17 protein-coding genes and 2 pseudogenes are annotated in these 18,710 nt (G+C 58.9%); 7 read left to right on the top strand and 12 right to left on the bottom strand.

Annotated elements, in window-relative coordinates:
* Positions 1–8: 8 nt before the first annotated feature.
* Together fnr and ACZYSM_RS11155 are read right to left on the bottom strand one after the other, a co-directional pair.
* Positions 9–761: a fumarate/nitrate reduction transcriptional regulator Fnr gene (gene fnr, locus ACZYSM_RS11160; RefSeq protein WP_489071548.1), complete on the bottom strand. Its 753-nt coding sequence runs from the start codon at positions 759–761 to the stop codon at positions 9–11.
* Positions 762–913: 152 nt separating this feature from the next.
* Positions 914–1,339 (bottom strand): potassium channel family protein, encoded by a 426-nt coding sequence (locus ACZYSM_RS11155; RefSeq protein ID WP_489071547.1) that lies wholly within the window; start codon positions 1,337–1,339, stop codon positions 914–916.
* Between the two features lie 646 nt (positions 1,340–1,985).
* Between ACZYSM_RS11155 and ACZYSM_RS11150 the strand changes: the two genes are divergently transcribed.
* Positions 1,986–2,897 carry a universal stress protein gene (locus ACZYSM_RS11150; RefSeq protein WP_489071600.1) on the top strand — a complete coding sequence of 304 codons (912 nt, stop codon included), beginning with the start codon at positions 1,986–1,988 and terminating at the stop codon, positions 2,895–2,897.
* A 124-nt stretch (positions 2,898–3,021) separates the two neighbouring features.
* A pseudogene (locus ACZYSM_RS11145) lies at positions 3,022–3,291 on the top strand (MBL fold metallo-hydrolase); the annotation flags it as partial.
* A 75-nt stretch (positions 3,292–3,366) separates the two neighbouring features.
* Here the strand turns inward: ACZYSM_RS11145 and ACZYSM_RS11140 are convergent.
* The 3 genes from ACZYSM_RS11140 to ACZYSM_RS11130 are packed head-to-tail and all read right to left on the bottom strand — an operon-like array spanning position 3,367 to position 7,795.
* Positions 3,367–5,757 carry a serine hydrolase gene (locus ACZYSM_RS11140; protein ID WP_489071546.1) on the bottom strand — a complete coding sequence of 797 codons (2,391 nt, stop codon included), beginning with the start codon at positions 5,755–5,757 and terminating at the stop codon, positions 3,367–3,369.
* Positions 5,709–6,980 (bottom strand): putative glycoside hydrolase, encoded by a 1,272-nt coding sequence (locus ACZYSM_RS11135; protein WP_489071545.1) that lies wholly within the window; start codon positions 6,978–6,980, stop codon positions 5,709–5,711. Before ACZYSM_RS11135 ends, ACZYSM_RS11140 begins: the two co-directional genes overlap by 49 nt.
* Positions 6,977–7,795, bottom strand: a complete 819-nt coding sequence (locus ACZYSM_RS11130; RefSeq protein WP_489071544.1) for a polysaccharide deacetylase family protein — start codon at positions 7,793–7,795, stop codon at positions 6,977–6,979. Before ACZYSM_RS11130 ends, ACZYSM_RS11135 begins: the two co-directional genes overlap by 4 nt.
* Positions 7,796–8,168: 373 nt before the next feature.
* Between ACZYSM_RS11130 and ACZYSM_RS11125 the strand changes: the two are divergent.
* Together ACZYSM_RS11125 and ACZYSM_RS11120 are read left to right on the top strand one after the other, a co-directional pair.
* A pseudogene (locus ACZYSM_RS11125) lies at positions 8,169–8,481 on the top strand (nitroreductase family protein).
* Positions 8,388–8,792 (top strand): PHP domain-containing protein, encoded by a 405-nt coding sequence (locus ACZYSM_RS11120; RefSeq protein WP_489071603.1) that lies wholly within the window; start codon positions 8,388–8,390, stop codon positions 8,790–8,792. The pseudogene ACZYSM_RS11125 and the gene ACZYSM_RS11120 overlap by 94 nt, the downstream one beginning before the upstream one ends.
* Before the next feature lie 377 nt (positions 8,793–9,169).
* Here ACZYSM_RS11120 and ACZYSM_RS11115 read toward each other — a convergent pair whose 3' ends face one another.
* The 5 genes from ACZYSM_RS11115 to ACZYSM_RS11095 all read right to left on the bottom strand — a co-directional run bounded on the left by ACZYSM_RS11115 (position 9,170) and on the right by ACZYSM_RS11095 (position 13,758).
* On the bottom strand, positions 9,170–9,298 hold the full coding sequence (locus ACZYSM_RS11115; protein WP_489071543.1) for a hypothetical protein: 129 nt from the start codon (positions 9,296–9,298) through the stop codon (positions 9,170–9,172).
* A 45-nt stretch (positions 9,299–9,343) separates the two neighbouring features.
* Positions 9,344–9,925: a Spy/CpxP family protein refolding chaperone gene (locus tag ACZYSM_RS11110; RefSeq protein ID WP_489071542.1), complete on the bottom strand. Its 582-nt coding sequence runs from the start codon at positions 9,923–9,925 to the stop codon at positions 9,344–9,346.
* A gap of 141 nt (positions 9,926–10,066) precedes the next feature.
* On the bottom strand, positions 10,067–11,047 hold the full coding sequence (locus ACZYSM_RS11105) for an FAD:protein FMN transferase (protein ID WP_489071541.1): 981 nt from the start codon (positions 11,045–11,047) through the stop codon (positions 10,067–10,069).
* Positions 11,037–13,262, bottom strand: a complete 2,226-nt coding sequence (locus tag ACZYSM_RS11100) for a PepSY domain-containing protein (protein ID WP_489071540.1) — start codon at positions 13,260–13,262, stop codon at positions 11,037–11,039. The genes ACZYSM_RS11105 and ACZYSM_RS11100 overlap by 11 nt, the downstream gene beginning before the upstream one ends.
* A gap of 25 nt (positions 13,263–13,287) precedes the next feature.
* Complete coding sequence (locus tag ACZYSM_RS11095) at positions 13,288–13,758, bottom strand: DUF2271 domain-containing protein (RefSeq protein WP_489071539.1); 471 nt, start codon at positions 13,756–13,758, stop codon at positions 13,288–13,290.
* Between the two features lie 133 nt (positions 13,759–13,891).
* On the opposite strand from ACZYSM_RS11095, the gene ACZYSM_RS11090 reads away from it, so the two are divergent.
* Together ACZYSM_RS11090 and ACZYSM_RS11085 are read left to right on the top strand one after the other, a co-directional pair.
* Positions 13,892–14,551 (top strand): response regulator, encoded by a 660-nt coding sequence (locus tag ACZYSM_RS11090; RefSeq protein WP_489071538.1) that lies wholly within the window; start codon positions 13,892–13,894, stop codon positions 14,549–14,551.
* The gene (locus ACZYSM_RS11085; protein WP_489071537.1) at positions 14,548–15,894 is read left to right on the top strand and encodes a sensor histidine kinase; all 1,347 of its coding nucleotides are present in this window, start codon (positions 14,548–14,550) and stop codon (positions 15,892–15,894) included. Before ACZYSM_RS11090 ends, ACZYSM_RS11085 begins: the two co-directional genes overlap by 4 nt.
* Before the next feature lie 49 nt (positions 15,895–15,943).
* Here the strand turns inward: ACZYSM_RS11085 and ACZYSM_RS11080 are convergent, their stop codons facing one another.
* Positions 15,944–16,387 carry a DUF6691 family protein gene (locus tag ACZYSM_RS11080; RefSeq protein WP_489071536.1) on the bottom strand — a complete coding sequence of 148 codons (444 nt, stop codon included), beginning with the start codon at positions 16,385–16,387 and terminating at the stop codon, positions 15,944–15,946.
* A 2-nt stretch (positions 16,388–16,389) separates the two neighbouring features.
* Entirely contained in the window at positions 16,390–16,824 is a 435-nt protein-coding gene (locus tag ACZYSM_RS11075) for a YeeE/YedE family protein (protein WP_489071535.1), read from the bottom strand.
* A 453-nt stretch (positions 16,825–17,277) separates the two neighbouring features.
* Here ACZYSM_RS11075 and ACZYSM_RS11070 point away from each other — a divergent pair, with 453 nt between their 5' ends.
* Positions 17,278–18,678: a cytochrome C gene (locus tag ACZYSM_RS11070; protein ID WP_489071534.1), complete on the top strand. Its 1,401-nt coding sequence runs from the start codon at positions 17,278–17,280 to the stop codon at positions 18,676–18,678.
* Positions 18,679–18,710 lie beyond the last annotated feature (32 nt).

Raw genomic sequence — 18,710 nt, 5'->3', positions numbered from 1 at the left:
CTACGACGTCAGAGCGGCGCGTCCCGATGACAGCCAGCGACCAGATGCTTGAGCCCGTCCATATTCAGGACTTTGACGTTACGGCCCGAGATTTCGACCAGTGCCTGGTCGCGCAGGTGGGCAATGCCTCTGCAGATGGTTTCCAGACGCAGCCCCAGATAGGAGCCGATCTCTTCGCGACGCATCTTCAGTACAAACTCCCTGGACGAGTATCCGCGCATGTTAAGCCGCTGCGACAGATTCAGCAGAAAGGCCGCGAGGCGTTCGTCCGAGTTCATATTGCCCATTAACATCAGCATGTCGTGATCACGCACTATTTCCCGGCTCAGGAGTTTGTTCAGGTTGTGCTGCAGTGAAGGCAACTCCCGGGCAAGCCTTTCCAGCTGGGCGTAAGGGATAGGACACACTTCGCTGTCTTCAAGGGCGAAAGCATTGCACGCGTGCTGGTCTGCGCTGATGGCGTCCAGGCCGAGCATCTCGCCGGGTATTTGAAAACCGGTCACCTGCTCGCGACCGTCAATAGACAGCACATTGGTCTTGAAAGACCCTATGCGTACCGCGTAAAGCGAGCGCAATGGATCGCCTGTGCGGTACAACGCTGCGCCTTTTTTAACCTTCACGCGCTGGGCGATCAGGGTGTCCAGTTGCTCGACTTCCTGACCGGTCAGGCCAATTGGCAGGCACAACTCCAGCACGCTGCAGTTGGAGCAGGCAGCCTTGAGGTAATGAGCGTGACGGGGTCGGATCTCAGACGGTGACATGACGCGCCCCTCTATGAATGTATCAAGCATAGATCTTGAGAGCCCAAGCAAGCCCTTAATGTGTAAACCGGTGGGAGGGTGTACGACGAAAGGAGATGGGGCCTGGCGGATAGACAGTAGGTCGCGTGGACGCGGTTGTCCCCCCGAGGCTGCTATTTGTTCTTCCAGTATTTCTGCATTTCGAGAAACAGAAACGACGCTGTCCAGGAGATCAGTACCAGGCCGGTCAGTCCCTGCAGCCCGGTCAGGTACTTGAGCTTGCCCAAGGGCGATATGTCGCCGAAACCGATGGTGGTGAAGGTGGTGAAGGAAAAGTACACACAGTCCATGAGCGAGCCGTCAAAGTTGCCACTCAGACTTCCCCACTCGCTGGAGCGTGTCATCAGGTAATAGACCAGCGCAAAGCACCAGACTTCGAGCGCATGGGCCAGCAGCGCGCCAAATACCCCGACGACGATTCTGAATCGACTCCAGGCCTTGAGCCTGGGTAGCCCGTCGTTCAGGCGTAACAGACATTCGTAGTGGATAACCACGGCCACGATTACCACCAGCGTATTGATCAGTGTTACCGCAAGCATGGCAAACCTCGAAAGTGCGGGTTCCTGTGCCGATCCAGGCACTGGCGATGGCAATGATTGATCCTTATGGGGGCGCTTGTATCGGTTGCGGCGACGTCGAGGAAAATGTGAGGGGCATCAATGGAGGGAACTCTTCGGGCGTCAGTGTTTCCTCTTCCAGCAGGCTCAATTGCCCAGCGCTGAGGCTCAAGCCCTTTGGGCATCTGAATACGATTCTAGACGCCATTAGCTCGAGCGCCGGGTTTACGCTGAACCTTGAGCTGTCAGGCCCCGGTGTACGTCAGGCAATCAGCAGGTGATCTTCCACCTTTCTCGCCCCGGAGCCGAACAGGCGGCGCGGGCCGAGGTATTCGATACGTAGCTTGCAACAGACTGCAGGAGCCCGGTAACTACTAGCGCTTCTACGATTGGGAAGCGGGCATCTATTGAGCTGTATCAACAATGTTTCTTTCACCAAGGGCACTTTTTGGTCTTAAGCGCACAACGACGGCTTTTTGTGATCTTTATCAACCTCATCCAACGCCTGCCGCTCACTATCGATATTCATCAGTGATGTTTTTCATTGATCCGTTTGCTGATGGAAAGCCAGCACAGGAGTGCTGTTCATCAGGCTCAACTGACAAAGCGTCTGCAGGCGAGGTGTGTGATGTTTGAAATTCGTCGTTTACTGCTGATCACCCCGAGAGAAATGTCCCGTACCCCGGCTTTTGATCGGGCAGAGTCCCTGGCCAGAGCGACAGGTGCGATGTTGCACATCGTCGCTTTCGATTACGTCGAAGCATTGGCTGTCGCAGGGCTATTTGACCACGAGGCCATGGCGCAGGCCCGCGAGGGGTACTTGCAGGTGCACCGTCACTGGCTTGAGCAGCAAGCCCGGTTTGGGCAGTGCAAAGGCCTGCAAGTGACCACTGAAGTGATCTGGGCCAAACCGAGTATCGAGGAGGTGCTTGAGTACGTGAATGACTTCCGGGCGGACATCGTGATCAAGGATGTACAGCGTGTATCGGCATTTAAACGGGTTTTCTACAGGCCCCTGGACTGGCTATTGCTGCGTGACTGCCCGGCCCCCTTGCACCTGGTCACCGATGCGAGAAACCCGTTGCCCATGAAAATTCTCGCGGCCATCGACCTTTCCCATCTTGAAGAATTGACGCAAGGGCTCAATGACCGAATCCTCGACGTGGCCTCGACGCTGGCCTCGTCCTGTGGAGCGAAATTGCATCTGCTGAATGTCAGTGGTTGGACAGTGGATAGTGACTCCGAGGTGAACCTGCAAAACCTGACCATGGACGCGAGTTTAAGAGATGCCGTCAACGACGCCCAGGAAGAGGCCTTTGATACGCTCGCCGAACGCTACGGGGTTCCACAGATACGAAGGCATCGAGTGACCGGAACGCCCCACACAATGATCGAACGCTTCGCGGCGAATAATGCATTCGACATGATTGTTATGGGCACCGTGCATCATAGGGGGGTAAGCATCTTTATTGGCAGTACCGCCGAGAGCACGCTGGATCGGGCTCCCTGCAGTTTGATGATCGTCAAGCCGATGCCTTAGTACTTTCATAGCGTTGATGAGGGCTGGCATTCGAGTGGGGGGAGGGCGCAGTTGATGGAAATCAAGTGTCCGGGGCGGAAAAGGGCGATCAATAGCGTACCTATTAGTGTTCGAGGAGACGGGCATGCGAATGACATTTCTCGGTGCGGCTGGCACGGTCACGGGCAGCAAGTACCTGCTGGAACATAACGACAAACATGTGCTGATCGATTGCGGTCTGTTCCAGGGCTACAAACAGCTGCGCTTGCACAACTGGGACCCTTTTCATCTGCCGGTTCGAGATCTGGAGGCCATCGTTCTGACCCATGCTCATCTGGATCACAGCGGCTACCTGCCGGTGTTGGTGCGCAACGGTTATCGCGGCCCGGTCTATGCCACGACCGCGACCTGTGATGCGCCGATCGTCGGAGAGTTGTGAAGGGTCAGAAACGCCACCGCAGGCCGCGACGGTTTGCGCGTCGCGTCAAGGTCAATAGCGCAAGTTCTCCTGCCGTTGTTGCGCGAAGTGCTCAAGCGGTGCGGCGTCGAGCGCTTGCGCCGCGCCAGGTGCCGCGCCGTCGCGAATCGCTTGCCACACGGTTGGCGAGCCGATCGACTCGCGGGTCGCAGCAAGATCGAAGGTCTCGGGATAGAGCGCATGCAGTGTGGCGAGCAGTGCCAATCCCAGGCTTGCGACGGGACGTTGCGCGGGCGCAGCGTCGCGAGCGATGCTCACGCCATGACAGAGCTGACCGTGCCAGGTTGACTCGGTCGGGACGAAGTCGATCGGCTCGAAATGCGCGCCGACGTCAAGCGCATTCAGCGCGTTTGCGAGCCGGGTTGCGTCGATCCACGGCGCGCCGATCCACTCGAACGGATGCGGTGTACCGCGCCCCACACTCAGATTCGCGCCCTCGAGCAAACCGACATCCGGGTACAGGTCGAGCTGGGGCAGCGTGCGCAGGTTCGGCGATAGCGGCACCCAACCCAGACCGGTGTCGGCGAAGGCCATCGTGCGCCGGTACCCCAGCATCGGCACAACGCGCAAATCCGCGCCAATGTGCTTGTTGCGGTTGAACAGACTCGCCAGCTCGCCGACCGTCATGCCGGGCTGCAGCGGCGCAGGGAAATAGCCGGTGAACGATTCGTGGCGGCTGTCCAGCACCGGTCCGCCGAATCGCTGCGCACCGAGCGGATCGGGCCGGTCCAGCACGAACAGCGGAATGCGCCGCGCCGCTGCGGCCTCAAGTGCGTAGCCGAGCGTGGTCTCGTAGGTGAAGAAGCGCACACCGGCATCCTGAATGTCGAAGATCAGCGCATCCAGTCCCGAGAGCGAACCGGCCGGGAAGCGCCGCGCCGCGCCGTAGAGACTGTGTACGGTGAGGCCTGTCGCCGTGTCGAGTGTGTCGCCGACCCGCTCGTCCAGGTCGATGTTCAGCCCGTGTTCCGGCGAGAACAGCGCTGCCAGCCTGACGCCTGGCGCGTGCGCGAGTACGTCAATGGTGCGCCTGCCCTCGGCGTCGAAGCCGCTGCGATTGGTGATCAAGCCCACGCGCCTGCCTGCGAGCGGCGCAAACTGCTGCGCCTCGAGCACGTCGATGCCGGTCAGCACCGGGCCTGTCGAGGTCGGCAGGCGATCGGCGGCACGCAGCGCTGGCAACGCCGACGGCAGCAACCGGCCGATTTGCGCAGCGCTGGCAGGCGCGGCCCGACTGCCCAGCAGCGCGAGCAACTGTGCACGAAGCGGGCGGGCGTCACCGCGGTCATCCGGGTACACACGGTTGGTCAGGATGACGATGAATTGGCGCGTCACCAGATCGATCCACAGGCCCGTGCCGGTGTACCCGGTGTGGCCGATCAGGCCAATCGGCGGCAGACGGTCATGGTTCGGCGCGAACGGTGCGGCCAGTTCCCAGCCGAGGCCGCGCCACGGCATGGCCGCGAGCGGCGAGGCGGCCGCCGCGAGCGTGGCGATGCTGGCTGGCCGCAGAATCTGCAGGGTGCCCGCGCGCCCTTCGTTCAGTAGCATCTGCGCGAAGCGGGCGAGGTCATCCGCCGTGGAAAACAGCCCGGCGTTGCCGGAGACACCGCCCATCCATTCGGCCGTCGGATCGTGCACGCGGCCGCGGCGGATACCGGCCTTGTTGGCGATCGTCGGCGCACTGCGTGCCGCTTGCCCGGCGTCGGGCAGAAAAACCGTGTCGCGCATCCCGAGCGGCCCGAAGATGTGAACCCGGCAATACGTGTCGAGCGCAAGGTGCGTGATGCGCTCGACCAGTTCGCCGAGCACCACGAAGTTCAGGTCGCTGTAGATGACGCGTTCACCTGGCGCGCTGCGCAGACGCTGCGACGCGATCGCGCTCAGCACGCCTTCGCGATCCGGATGCACTGGCCGCACAGGCAGGTCTGGCAGCAGCCCGGAGGTGTGTGCCAGCAGGTCACGCACCGTCACCGCGTCTTTGCCGTATGCGGCAAAGGCGGGCCAATACCGCGCAACGGGTGCGTCCAGGTCGATGCGGCGCGCTTCGGCCAGTTGCATGATTGCCGTGGTGGTCGCGATGACCTTGGTCAGCGACGCGAGATCGAACTCGGTGCTCAGTGTCATCGGCTCGGGGTCGGGCGTCGTCGCGCGTTGCCCAAAGGCTTGGCGATAGAGCACGTGCGTGGCGTCCCCGATCAGGACGACGGCCCCCGGAACGCGTCCGGCGGCGATCTGCCCCTCGACAATCTGTGCGGCTTGCAGGCGCGCCGCTGCATCGAGATCGACGGCACTCGCGATCTGCGCCGCCGTCGCCATTCCAACCAGCATCGCCCAGCGCTTCAGCGCACTGATCAATGGTGCGGCAAATCGGCGGCGTCGTAGTGATTGCGCGGGTTCCATAACATCCATCCATCGTTGCCGGCTGCGTCGGCGGCGTTTACCTGCGCACTGATCGCCGCCGCGTCAAACGGGCGTTGATCGAACGCATAGTCGCGAAAGGCCTGCAACCACGGACGAAAACGCACGGCCGGCAGATGGGTGCGCTGCACCGCCTCTGCCAGGGTACGCCTGACGACCTGACCAGGGTCGGTGACCGGGTTGGTCAAGCCCGGCAGCCCCCAGGTGAAGCCGGACGGGTATAGCATCGGCGAAATATAGTCGAGCGGCTCGCCCAGCAATTCGATTTGCTGGCCGATCGCGGTATCGTCGAGATTCCAGCAGACGTAGCCGAAGATGTCTGCGGAGACAAATACATTGTAGGGTGCGAGCCGTGCGCGCGCGGCCTGAAGGAAGCCGACGATCGCCGCGGTCCGGTTGCGACGGGTGTTCTGGAGGGCAAAGTGTAGCCCGCTCTTGTCGGGAAAGCGCACATAGTCGAACTGGACCTCGTCGAAGCCCATCCGCGCCGCCTCCTCGGCGACATCGAGATTGTGCTGCCATACGTCTTGCGAAAACGGATCCATCCATTGCAGGTTCTCGCTATCGCGCCACGGCGTGCCTTCTGCGGTGTGCACACTCCACTCCGGATGCGCGTCGGCGAGTGGGTCATCCTTGAACACCACGATGCGCGCGATCAAGTACAGGTTTTGCGCATGCAGCCTGGCAAGCAGTGCGGCAAAGTCCCGGTACTGTGGTGCGCGCACAGTCACGCGTGCCGCCGCGCCGATCGACTCGCGCGCCGCACTGCGATACGGCGTCAGGCCGCGGTCGCCCTTGACGTCGATCACGAATGCATTGATCACGGTGCTTTCGGCAAGGTTGACGGCCTGGTTGCGCAGCGTCTTGCTGGTTATGCCGAACACCGACAGATAGAGCGCTTTGGGGCGAAACGGGGTCAGCGCGAGCGTCACGGGCGTTTCGCCGGACACTTTAGCCTCGGTGCGCAGATACCCAGGGGCGCGGGCCGCGACGCTCTCGACCGCCTGAGCCGTCTCGAACCGCCCGTATTCGTCGGTACGCATCACGCCGGCCGATGTCGTGATGATTGCGTCGGCAACCGGATTTTGCGTGCTTGAGTCGAGCACGACGCCGGTGACAGCCAGGGCGCCTCGCTCGGTCAGCAGGGTCGTGACGGCGAGCAGCGCCGGGAGTGCATAGCGCCTCAATGCGCGGATGAAGGTCATCGTGCGTTCCCCGTTGCGGGCATCGGCAGAGAGTTCGGTTCGCCAAGCAGGCGCGCGAACGCGCTGGCGCCGTAGGCATCGATCATCAGAAAGCGCGGCAGTGCCAGCAGCCGCGCGTGCCGGTCCGCCTTGTGCGCGTCCAGTGTGAAGGCGACGACGTAACCCTCGTCGGAGGCGAGTGCGATCAACTCGTCGTCGTAGATGCCGAACGGCCACGCGAGCATGTCGATATGCGCACCGGTTTGCGACTCGAGACGTCGACGCGATTTGTCGAGTTGTGTGCGGACGAATTGCTGGAAATCCGCCGGCGTACGGCGTCTGCGTTCGACGTTGAAGTTGGGATGCCAGTACGTATGCGACTGGATGTCCATGAGCCCGGTCTGTTGCAGGGTACGCAATTGCTCCCAGGTCAGCGCATAGGACGCGTTCGAGATCGCCGATGGGTAGATGAACAGCGTGACCGCAAAGCGCTCGCGCAGCACGATGGGCAGCAGCTTTTCGAATACCGAACGATGCCCGTCGTCGACGGTGATCGCCACCGGTTTCTCCGGTAACGTCGCATTCGGATCCCGCAGCCAGTCGACAACCTCGCGCAGCGGCACGATGTGGTAGCCATGCTCGTGCAGGACGCGTAACTGGGTTTCGAAGGTGCTCATGCGCACGGTCATCGAGTCGTCCAGTGTCTGCGAAAAACGGTGGTAAACGAGGATCGTAACGCGCGGTCCGGCGCTCTGCTCGGCTGCGTCCGCGCCCCAGGCAAGCCCGCAGATGCACACCAGCACAGCGCACACCAGAAGCCGGATCGAGCGACTCATACAAGCAACCCGCCGTCCGTCCCGCCTGTGGCCGGCCCCCCGCCGGATCAGAGGGGGCGCGTGCCGGCACCGGAAAGACGCGACGCTGCCGTCGATATACGCCCTGATTTTTCCGTACATGTCAGTGCTCCTGCGCGAGCCATTTTCACCCGCGTTGCCCGTCTCGCGAGAGCGAGGCGTAGCCAGTGTGCGTTGAACGCGCATCGTCCTTCTGATGCAGATCAATGTCGCGCAACGTGGAGCCGCTCAGAGGGGAGCGAGTCGCCAGACGAAACGAGAGGAGAGGTTGGTCCCGCCTTCATCTGATCTAAATCAATAGTAGATCCTCGTTGGCGGGCCACTTTATGAAACGACAACTTCTAGGCTTACCGACATGAATATCAACGAGGCGATCTCGGGCCGTCGCTCGACGGAAACTGTTGATGAACCCATCATTCGTCGTTTGATCAACGCCGCCGCACAGGCGCCCAACGCGGTAAATCAACAACCGTGGACGTTCACGGTGATACGTGATCAAGGGCTGTTGGATCGGTTTCGTCCAAAGTTTTCTTGATACTCCGGATGGGAAGCATGCACTTGGCCTTCCTGCCAAGTGGACGCCAGTGGCGCCAATCATCGTTGGCCATCCGAAGTCCGCGCCCGCATCCGTTCCGCACAAGGAACCAGAGATCCGCTGGGTTGGCTGATCAATGAACGCGACCCTCTGAACCTGGATCTGCCTGCAATCATCAAGGCTGCCCGGCAGCGTGGTTGCTGTCTGGAACTCAATGCGCAGCCGCAACGCATGGACCTGTTCGACCTCCAGTGCCGATACGCCAAGGATGAAGGTGTGCTCATCAGCATCAACTCGGATGCACATCGCACCGCCGACTTCGCCTATTTGCGTTACGGGGTCGCTCAGGCACGCCGTGCCTGGCTGGAAAACCCCAACATTCTCAACACCCGTTCCCTGACGGAACTCAAGGCGTTCCTGACCTCAGGTTCCGCCCGGGGATGAGTCGTTGCTGGCGGAGGATTGAAGCGGTCCACTCTTTTTCTCCACCAATGGCGCACACATGGAAATGCATCCAGCGTCTACCAACGTGCCAGATGCTGTCTGCGAAATCAGCTCCGCCAATCAGTGTATGGGGCCGGGTGGTGTCCCCGGAACCATACGCCATGCTTCAGGACACTGGCGCACATAGGGGTAGTAGCCTTTGGCTGAAGGGCAGTAATACCAGCTTGGCGCAGACTGAATGTTGGGGGGTGCTGCCACCGAAGGCGGGTTGGCCGGATAGTAATAAACAGGGGTCGGGTAGTAGTAGACCGGATAGGAGGGGTAGTAATACGGACCGCGAAGGTACGCGGCTTCCCAGCCCAGGCCCAAGCCAAGACCTATGCCCCACAAAACGGACCGCCGCCATGACCGCCTCCGTGTCGCTCGGCGTTGGCCGGCAATGCAAGGCTTGTGGCGATCAGGATTACCCCGATCAGCGCGCAACGTTTTACCGAGTTGATGTTCATGATGTCCACCCAATAGAGCAGTGAGTACCGCTTACCGCTTACCGCTTACTGTTTGCTGGATTCGTCCTGGTCGCCTTCCATTCGGGGTCTGAACATGTGCATAGGGATCTGCCGACCGTCTTGGTCGGAGACTCTGTGATGCATCACAGTCCAGAATAGGTCGAAAATGGTTTTTTGTTCAGTATCCAAGGCTTCGTAGAAGGTTTTGGTGCGCACCAGAGCAGCGTCCAGGCGAACCAGATGCGCCTGCATCCAGAGGGTTTGTGCACGCAAACGCTCTATCCCTTTGGCCATTCTTTGCGGTGTCGTTTCATCCATCAGCGCGTTCGGCGTACTCGCCCCTTCGTCACGTCCGGTTTTGTCCTTTTCCAGTTGCTGATTGGCATCTGTTATCACCCCCGTGGCCCATGTATCCCATGCGGGCATTTGCTCCGGCTTGAGATTCAGCTTGCCCTTGAGATCATCCAGGGTCTGCTGCGTATGTTTGACCCAGTCGAAATCCGAGTGGTGACTGAGCATGCCGCCTGGTGGTGACATTTGTGGGTTAGCAAAGACGCTGGTTGATGGCAACAGTAAAACACTTGCCGCCATCAACAGGCATTGGCCGATCAAGCCTGATTTTTTCATCTTCAGCTCCTCTCAATACCGTTGGGGTCCATTCGAGAATAGGAGTCGGTCTGGGGGAGAGTCTGATCCACATCAGAAAACAGGCATACAAACGGGCAAGCGGATCGACGGGCTGGCATTGGCAGGGGTGGTTCGGTCGTTTCAGCGCGCTTCAATCTGCGTCTGGAGGCGTCCAGCAACAACCGATATTTCCCTGAACTGCTCGCCGTCATGTAATACGAACACTGCATCCATGCCACGCTCCTGCGCGAGCTCGGGGCCGGCTTTTTCTCCCAGGACCATGAGCGCAGTGGCCCATGCATCGGCGAGCATGCAGGTGGAGGCAACCACTGTGACTGCGGCGAGTTGGTTGGACAGCGGCGCACCGAGAGCGGGATCCATCGTATGAGCGTATCGCTGGCCGGCAACTTCGATCCAGTGTCGATAGTCCCCGGACGTGGCAATCGCCGCATCGCTGATCTCCATTACGCCCATGACTTCACGAACGCCACGGCGGGGTCTTTCAATGGCGACGACCCAGGACTCTCCATCCGGCTTGGTTCCGCGTGCGCGCATTTCACCATCGATTCCCACCAGGTAGTTCGTCATCCCCCAGCCATCGAGGCAGCGTGCCATTTCATCCACCGCGAAACCTTTGGCGATGCCCGAAAGATCGAGGGTGGTTGCTGAGCGTTTACGGGCCAGGTTGCGCACAGGATCAATCTCCAGTGTTCGAGTGGCTGGTGCCCGTACCTGGCGATGTAACGTGTTAATGAGCTGTGGGGTTGGTTGCTGTTCGCCAGGACCAAAGCCCCAGGCGTTGACCAGATCACCCACGGCGATATCAAACGCACCACTGGATTGACGGCCTACACGCAAAGCGGTTGTCAGCACCTTGGCCAGTTCGTCAGGCACAGGCAGCCATTGCTGTTCAGGTGCCGCATTAAGACGGTTGAGGGCGGACTGCGGCTTCCATGTCGACATCTGTTGATCCACATTGTCGACGGCTGCAAACAGGCTCTTGCCAATGGCTGCCTCATCTACCTGCGGTTCGGCGAAAAACAACGCGCTGTAACGGGTGCCCATGGTTTCGCCGCTCAGGCTGTAGCGGCATAAGGAGGACTCATGGGGTTCAGTAGACATCTTCACGGTAGCGTCCTTGTGCTTTGAGCGTCAGCACGGTCAAGTTGAGCGGAGCCAACACTTCATCCAGAGCGTTCATCACGCCTTTGGCCATCTCGCGACTCCCGCACACCAGTACTTGGGCACCTTTATCCATCAATCGGCGTAACGCCAAGGCGTCGGCGATGAGTCGGTCCTGCACATAGCTACGCTTGTGCACTTGGGAAAACGCGACGTGTAACTGGGTGAGACGTTGGTCCGACAGATAACCATTGAGCTCGGGCTCATAGAGAAAGTCGGACTCCGGGTGACGTCCTCCCCAATACAGGTGCATCGGGTGCCGGGCTGTGTTGTTGCGGATAAATCCCGCTAAAGGACCGATACCGGTACCGGCACCGATGAGAATTACCGGTTTTTTTCCAGACGCGGGGCGAAAATCAGGATTGGGCTGAATGAATGCCTCAATCTGACCCCCCACCGGCAAATCATGGAGGAAGCCGGAGCACACACCGCTTTCGTGTTTGCGCACACAAATTTCTAAAACGCCGTCATCTGATCCGCTGGCCAGTGAGTAGAAGCGCGGCACGAGGCCGCCAGGTGGCACAATGGCGACTAAATCGCCAACTTCGAAATGGGGTAGGCCATCTCCCTTTCGCACAGGTTTGAACCAACCCGGCACGCGCGAAGGTGTTAGCGCTTTGAAACGCAGAATATGGGTGGGTGCATTCACGTGCTCGCCGTATTCCATGCGCTCCATCAACACCAAGGTCTTGGTTTCAGGCCGAAGGGGTGTATGTACGAGCGTCAGTTCATGCCCCATTAACTGGCCAACGGCGGAGCCCCAACGTGTGAACTCCTGGGGGGATTGGCGATTGATGGTTTCAAGTTCAAGCAGCTGCGACCAGCCTGAAGCAAGCAGAGCCGCCTGAGTGTCCTTGGCAAACTGACAAAACTTCGGAAACTGCCGATCGCCAAATCCCAGTACAGCGAAATCCAGATCAGGTTTTACGCGGGCACTCGCCAGACGCTTCAAGAACTGCGATGCAGAGGCGGGCGCGTCACCATCACCGGTCGTGGCGGTCAGGATGAACAGCCGTTGGGTACTGCGATACTCTGCCGCGAGCTGGTTCATGGTTGCGGTATGGACTCGGTGGCCTGTCTGGTGCAAAGCCTCATGCAAGGTTTTGGCAAACCCCCACGTGCTGTTGCTTTCGCTCCCGACCAGAATCACCGTGTCGGCGGTTTGCGCGCCACTGTTGTGAGGGATTTTCGGCATTGACTGGCGACGGCGCCACCATAGCAGCGCACCGGTGACGCTCATCAACGGCACGCTGAGTGCGCAAACGCCGAGGAGCAGGCCCAACCACCAGAAGTTTTCGCCGGTATGCAGCTGGTAGATGAACTCGTAGGCATTACGCATGCGGTCGTGGGGCAAGTAAGACAACAGCGCTCCACTGGCGGGATCGACATAACCGTCGCCCTGCGCGGTACGCAACGAAAAGAAATCCTCAGGATGACCGACGCTGGGGAAGACCAGCTCGCGCAGGTCGTTCAGGTCAGTCGCCATGAGCGCTGGTAAGGTCGTGATCGGTGCTGCCGGGCCGGCGCTGATGGTGCTCGGAAATACCGGCTCGCGTTGCATCCCGTCCGAGATCAGGCTGAAGGTGGTGGCCGACATGTACATCCCGGTCAACGCCGACAACAGCAAGCCCAACATCGCGAAACGCCCGACTTCAGCGTGCCAGCGCTGATTGAAACTCCCGCGTAGTGGCTGCATCACGCGCCGCCAGCCGCCCAGGCGCTTTGCCAGCAGTGCAGCCCCGGAAATCGACAGTATCAATATAAACAGTGCGCCGATGCCTGATACCGCGTGCCCCGGCGTGCCAAGCAGCAATGACCTGTGCAGGTCTTTTACCCAGCGGGAGAAACGGGAGGGTACATAGGCCGCAACACTCACTCCGGTCAGCGGGTCGACGCGTTCGGCGCCGGCCTGACCGTCCTGGGTGAAATAGACGATGACTGAGCCCGAGGGCGTGCGGCGGACTTTTTCGACCCCAGGGTAGTGGTTCGCCACTCGACCGGCCAACTCGGCAACATTCAACTGACCGGATGCAGGTATTGTCGCGTTCAGTCTTTCCAGGGCCGGATTGATAGACAAAATCGCCCCGCTGATGGCTAGCAGCATGACCAATAGGGCGGCGACAAGCCCGGGCAGTGAATGAAACTGGCGTAGCATGGTCAGCCTCCAAGGGGTGCCGATGTCACATGTCGTAAGTAAAAGACTCGATGTAACCGTTGCCGGTCGAAGGCTTCCCTGCACCTTGGGTAGTCAATGGCACGGCAATATCGGAGCGAGCCTCACGTTTGTTCTCGACAGCACTGTCGACGCGGATTTGATAACCGGCATCAATCAATGCATCTGCCAGTTCAACGCTCACTTTCAGGGTGCGTCCGCTACCGACACTGGCGCCGCTGACCCCGTCAAACTCGCTGGGGCTCAAGCCACTGCCGCGGGCCCAGTCAGACAAATGCCTGTAGTACTTGGCCTTCCTGCCGGCCACCCACAGGGTTTTTTGGTATTTGCCGTTGGCGTCGGTCACATAAAACGCCAGATACGCATCATTGCCGTCGTAATTTTTCAGCTGGGTGGTCAGGGTGACTTCCCGCGCCTGGGCCAAACCCGGCAGCGCAATGACACTGGCGAGACAAACCGCAGCAGCAATCTTTTTCATGGTGGGTTCCTCGTTCAAACGTTGTGGCTGGATCCTGCGCCTGTAAGCTGACAGCAACCTGAAGGGGGATTCAGGTCTTTGTCAGGTTCGCCAGCCAATGTGTCGTACGGCGAACCATCACAGGAGGTGTTGCATGCGGGTTTTGTTGGTTGAGGACGCTGTGGGGCTCGGCGAAGCGGTACGCGAGCAAATTGCAGATGACGGTCACGCGGTGGACTGGGTGCAGCGTCTCGATCACGCTCAGACCAGTGTGCGAACGACGCGTTATGACCTGATCTTGCTCGACCTGATGCTGCCGGACGGGCGCGGGTTGGATTTTTTGCGCAAGCAACGTGGGGCAGGGGACGTCACGCCCGTGATTATTCTCACGGCTCGGGACCAGATATCCGATCGTATTGATGGCTTGAATGCGGGTGCTGACGACTATCTGGTCAAACCCTTCGATCTATTTGAGTTGTCTGCCCGAGTCGCGGCCGTGGCACGACGTTACAGCGGTAATCCCAACCCGCAAATCAAAGTAGGGGAGCTACAGATCGACATGACCGCTCGCACAGTTCTGCGCGCCGGCATTACGCTAGACCTGACCGCTCGCGAGTGGGCATTGTTCGAAGCCTTCATCCAGCGGCCCGGCGCTTTGTTGTCCAAATCCCAGCTGGAAGATCGTCTGTACGCGTTTGGGGCCGAAATTGAAAGCAACACCATTGAGGTCTATATCAGCCGGCTGCGCAAGAAACTGGGCCGCGACATGATTGAGACTGTCCGCGGGATGGGCTACCGGTTGATGCCGGTATGAAGCCGGCCTCAAGTCTGCAAAAGCGCCTGGGTCTGGGGCTGACCCTGGGCATGACCCTGCTCTGGCTGGGAGCGACTGTAGGCGCCTGGCTCGTGGTGCAACACGAATTGAACGAGGCCTTCGACAGTGCACTGGAGGAAACGGCCCAGCGAATTCTGCCATTGGCCGTGCTCGAAACCGGCAACCGTGATGAGCCTCGCCAGGCTCGACATATTGCACCGCTCAAAGTGCGCAAGGAGTACCTGACGTACCTGGTCCGAGGTGCCAAGGGCGAGATTCTTATGCAGTCCCATGATGCCGACCCGAGCATATTCAATCCGCTGCCGGTGGAAGGTTTCACGACCACATCCAGGTATCGTTTATACGGGGCCAGCGCTCTGCGCGAAGGCATTTCTATCGAAATGGCCGAGCCCTTGGCCCATCGACGCGAAGCGGCGCAGGAGGCATTGCTTGCGCTGCTTCTGCCATTGTTGGCACTGATTCCAATCAGCTTATTGGGCACCTGGTTGTTCGTGCACGTCAGCCTGCGCAGCGTTTGGGCTTACCGCCGAGCCATCGAGACGCGTGGGGTCGGTGATTTGTCTCCCATCAAGGTGGATCGATTGCCTGCCGAAATCGACCCGTTGGCCGAGGCGGTCAACCATCTGATGGAGCGACTGCGCAAGGCATTAGAGGCCGAACGCAGTTTTACTGCCAACAGTGCCCATGAGCTGCGCACCCCACTGGCAGCGACGCTGGCGCAAATCCAGCGGTTACGCCGCGAGGCGCCTGAGGGCCCGCTTCAAGTGCGTGCAGCCAAGATCGAGGCCTCCCTTCAAGCACTGACACGACTCTCGGAAAAACTGATGCAACTGGCCAAGGCTGAAGGTGGTGGGCTACTGTCCGAAGCGCAGCAAGACCTGATTCCCTTGCTTGCGCATGTTGTTGATGAGTGCAATCACGCGGCCGGTCAGCGGATTCATCTGGTCTTGCCCGCAGCGCAAAGCGTGCTATCGGCGATTGATCCTGACGCTTTTGCCATTCTTGTGCGTAACCTGATCGAGAACGCGATGAAGTATGGAGCGCTGGATCAGCCCATTGAAGTGAGCCTTTCCAGTCAGGCAACGCTGCGAGTGGTTAATGGTGGGCCCGCGGTGCCAGAGCCGGTGTTGCAACGCCTGACCGAGCGCTTCGTGCGCGGGAGCAACCAAACGAGTGGCTCAGGTCTTGGGTTGGCAATAGCCAAAACCATCGTGCAAGGGGTCAATGCCAGTATGTCGCTTGCGTCGCCTGCGAGTGGTAGGCCGGATGGTTTCGAAGCTATTGTCCAGTTTCTTCTCGCACCGATGCGGCAGCCTGAGTGAGGCTCCATCCCTCACAGCCAACAGCTGACTACATTGAGGTTACTGGTCTTTATTGGGTTTCTTTACTGAGGTCTCCCTTCCCGGTAAAGCGTTCAAGTACTTCGAAGAGGAGCATGCCCGTCAACATGGCAGCAAAAAACACACCTGCTTGCCAGAATCCGGCGCCCAGATCAACGATTGCAGGTCCTGGGCAAATACCGGCGATGCCCCAGCCAATGCCGAATATCAAGCTTCCTGCGATCAAGCGTCGATCGAGTATGCGGTTTTGAGGCAGTTGCATTGATTCGCCCAAGAGAGAACGCTTCTGTCGTTTTGACCAACTGAACGGCAGGATCGCTACGGCAATGGCACCGGACATCACCAGCGCCAGTGATGGATCCCAGGTCCCGGTCAGATCGAGGAACCCCAGTACCTTGGCGGGATTTGCCATGCCCGCGAGCAATAAGCCCACTCCGAAAATTAATCCTGCAAGCAACGCCACTAGCGCCCGCATAGTCAGCCCCCCAAAAGATGGCGAATGATGAACACGGTTACCAGTCCCGCCGTCATGAAGCCCAGCGTCGCCACCATGGAGCGTAACGACAATCTGGAGATGCCACATACGCCATGTCCACTGGTACAACCTGATCCATAACGGGTACCAAGCCCTACCAGAAACCCCGCTGCCAACAGGCTGCCCCAGCCATTCTGAAACTCGATAATGGGAAGGGGTGTGAAAAGTAGCCAAATCAGAGGGGCAATGAACAATCCGAGCACAAATGCAGCTTTTTCCAAACGGCCTTCATGAGTTCGACTGCATAAGCTACCCAGTAAACCGCTGATCCCGGCCACTCTCCCGTTGAATACAACAAAGAGCCCCGCGGCCAAGCCAATCAGAGACCCGCCGGCCAATGACTTCCATGGAGTGAAATTGATCCAGTCAATGACCATTAAGTTCTCCTACGCAGGATAGTGAATGCCGATCAAGGCTGGCGGCAAGGGCATTCAGCCAACAGCTTTCGCTTATTGACTGATTTTATCCCGAGTACGCAACCATTCCTGCCTGGCTTGCCAATATTGGTCATCCGCCTGTTTTTTCACTTCAGAAAATCTGCGTAGCGTTTGAGTCGAAACAGGTTGCTTGCTGAAGAGCGCATATCCTTTCTGTCGATCGTCAACCACCTGATTTCAATACGCAGGTTCTCGACGCATTGTGTTGACGCCCAGCCCGGTGATCATTCCTACGCTTTGATACGGACGATTAATTGAGCTACGTCAACAAACGTGTGCGCAATTCGCGTTGTGTGCTTAAAAAACATCGACGCCAATACCGACTTTTTTAATCGAGCTAGGCTCCATCCAGGGTGATGTCACTTGGCAGCCTCTTTTTCAGGGGGAATTAAAATGTACGTAAAGGACGGCGAAGCAGGCGGGAAGAAGGCGGTGGCGCGGTCGTTTTTTTTCAGGTCATTTGGGCGACCTGGAACCCTGTTGGGGGCACTAGTGCTCCTGGTGCTCTGTCAGTCAGCCCAGGCCCTGCCTTCCTTTGCACGTCAAACAGGGCAAAGCTGCGTTGCCTGCCATGCGGGTGGGCAATTTCCTGAACTGACACCTTACGGGCGCCTGTTCAAGCTGACGGGTTATACCAACGGCGTACAAACCAACCCTCTGGCCGCCATGATCGTCGGCGACTTCACCTCAACGCGCAACAACAGCGACGGTGCGGGCGACTCGATTTCACCCAAAGACAAGCAAGCCGTACTCGATTTTGGAAGCGTGTTTCTGGGCGGAAAAATCACTGACGTCATCGGCGGCTTTGCCCAATTCACCTACAGCTCGTATGACCACCAGGACGCCGCGGGTAATTGGGTAGGGCACCTGGGCTCGGACAACTTTGATCTTCGTTACGCGGACCGCATGGTTGATGCCTCGCGTGATGTCATCTGGGGTGTCACATTGAATAACAACCCTACGGTTCAGGATGTCTGGAACAGCACGCCTGCCTGGGGCTATCCGTATGTCAGTTCAACCTTGGGCGCCTTTGGCGGGGTCCCGACATCGACGCTGATTGAAGGGGGCCTGGCTCAACAGGTGGCGGGTATCGGTGCCTATGTTTATTTGAACAAGTCGTTGTATCTGGAGCTGACCTCCTACCAGACAGCCAAAGAACCGTGGTCCTTTCTGAGTATGGGCAACAAGAAGGGCGACACCTACCATCCGTTGACGTACATGGATGGCTCAAGCCCTTATGCAAGGCTGGCCTATACCTACGAGTGGGGGGCCCAGAACGTGATGGTGGGGGCCTTTGCGATGAATGCCAAAATTCTTCCCATGGATGACTCCAACAATCCGATCCACGGCCAGGGCAGCACCGAGTACCGGGACGTAGGCTTCGATGGCCAGTATCAGTACCTCCTTGAACCCCATGCTTTCACGGCACAGATACGGTATGTAAAGGAAGAAATCAGGGATGACACCCAGACACTCTTCGATGGACCCTCGTCCCTCCGATCGCTCAAGTTGAAGGGCAGTTATGTATACCGTGCCAAATATGGTGCGAGCCTGGCGTATACCAATGTCAACGGCAGCTCGGATGCCACGGCGTACCCGGACAGTGCCAATTTTTCACCTGATACACAGATGTGGACGCCTGAGGTTTTCTGGTTACCGATGCAGAACCTGAGGGTCGGACTTCAATACAACTATTTCACCCGCTATTTGGGCGCAACGAACGACTACGACGGTAATGGCCGTGATGCCAGTGAAAACGACACCACGTATCTTTATATGTGGTACGCGTTTTGATCTGTTGAGAGCTTGGGCGTAGACAACGGAGA

This window comes from Pseudomonas sp. F220 (assembly GCF_057813935.1).
Note: the sequence above shows the minus strand (reverse complement) of the source record. Positions and strands in the feature narration are given on the sequence as shown.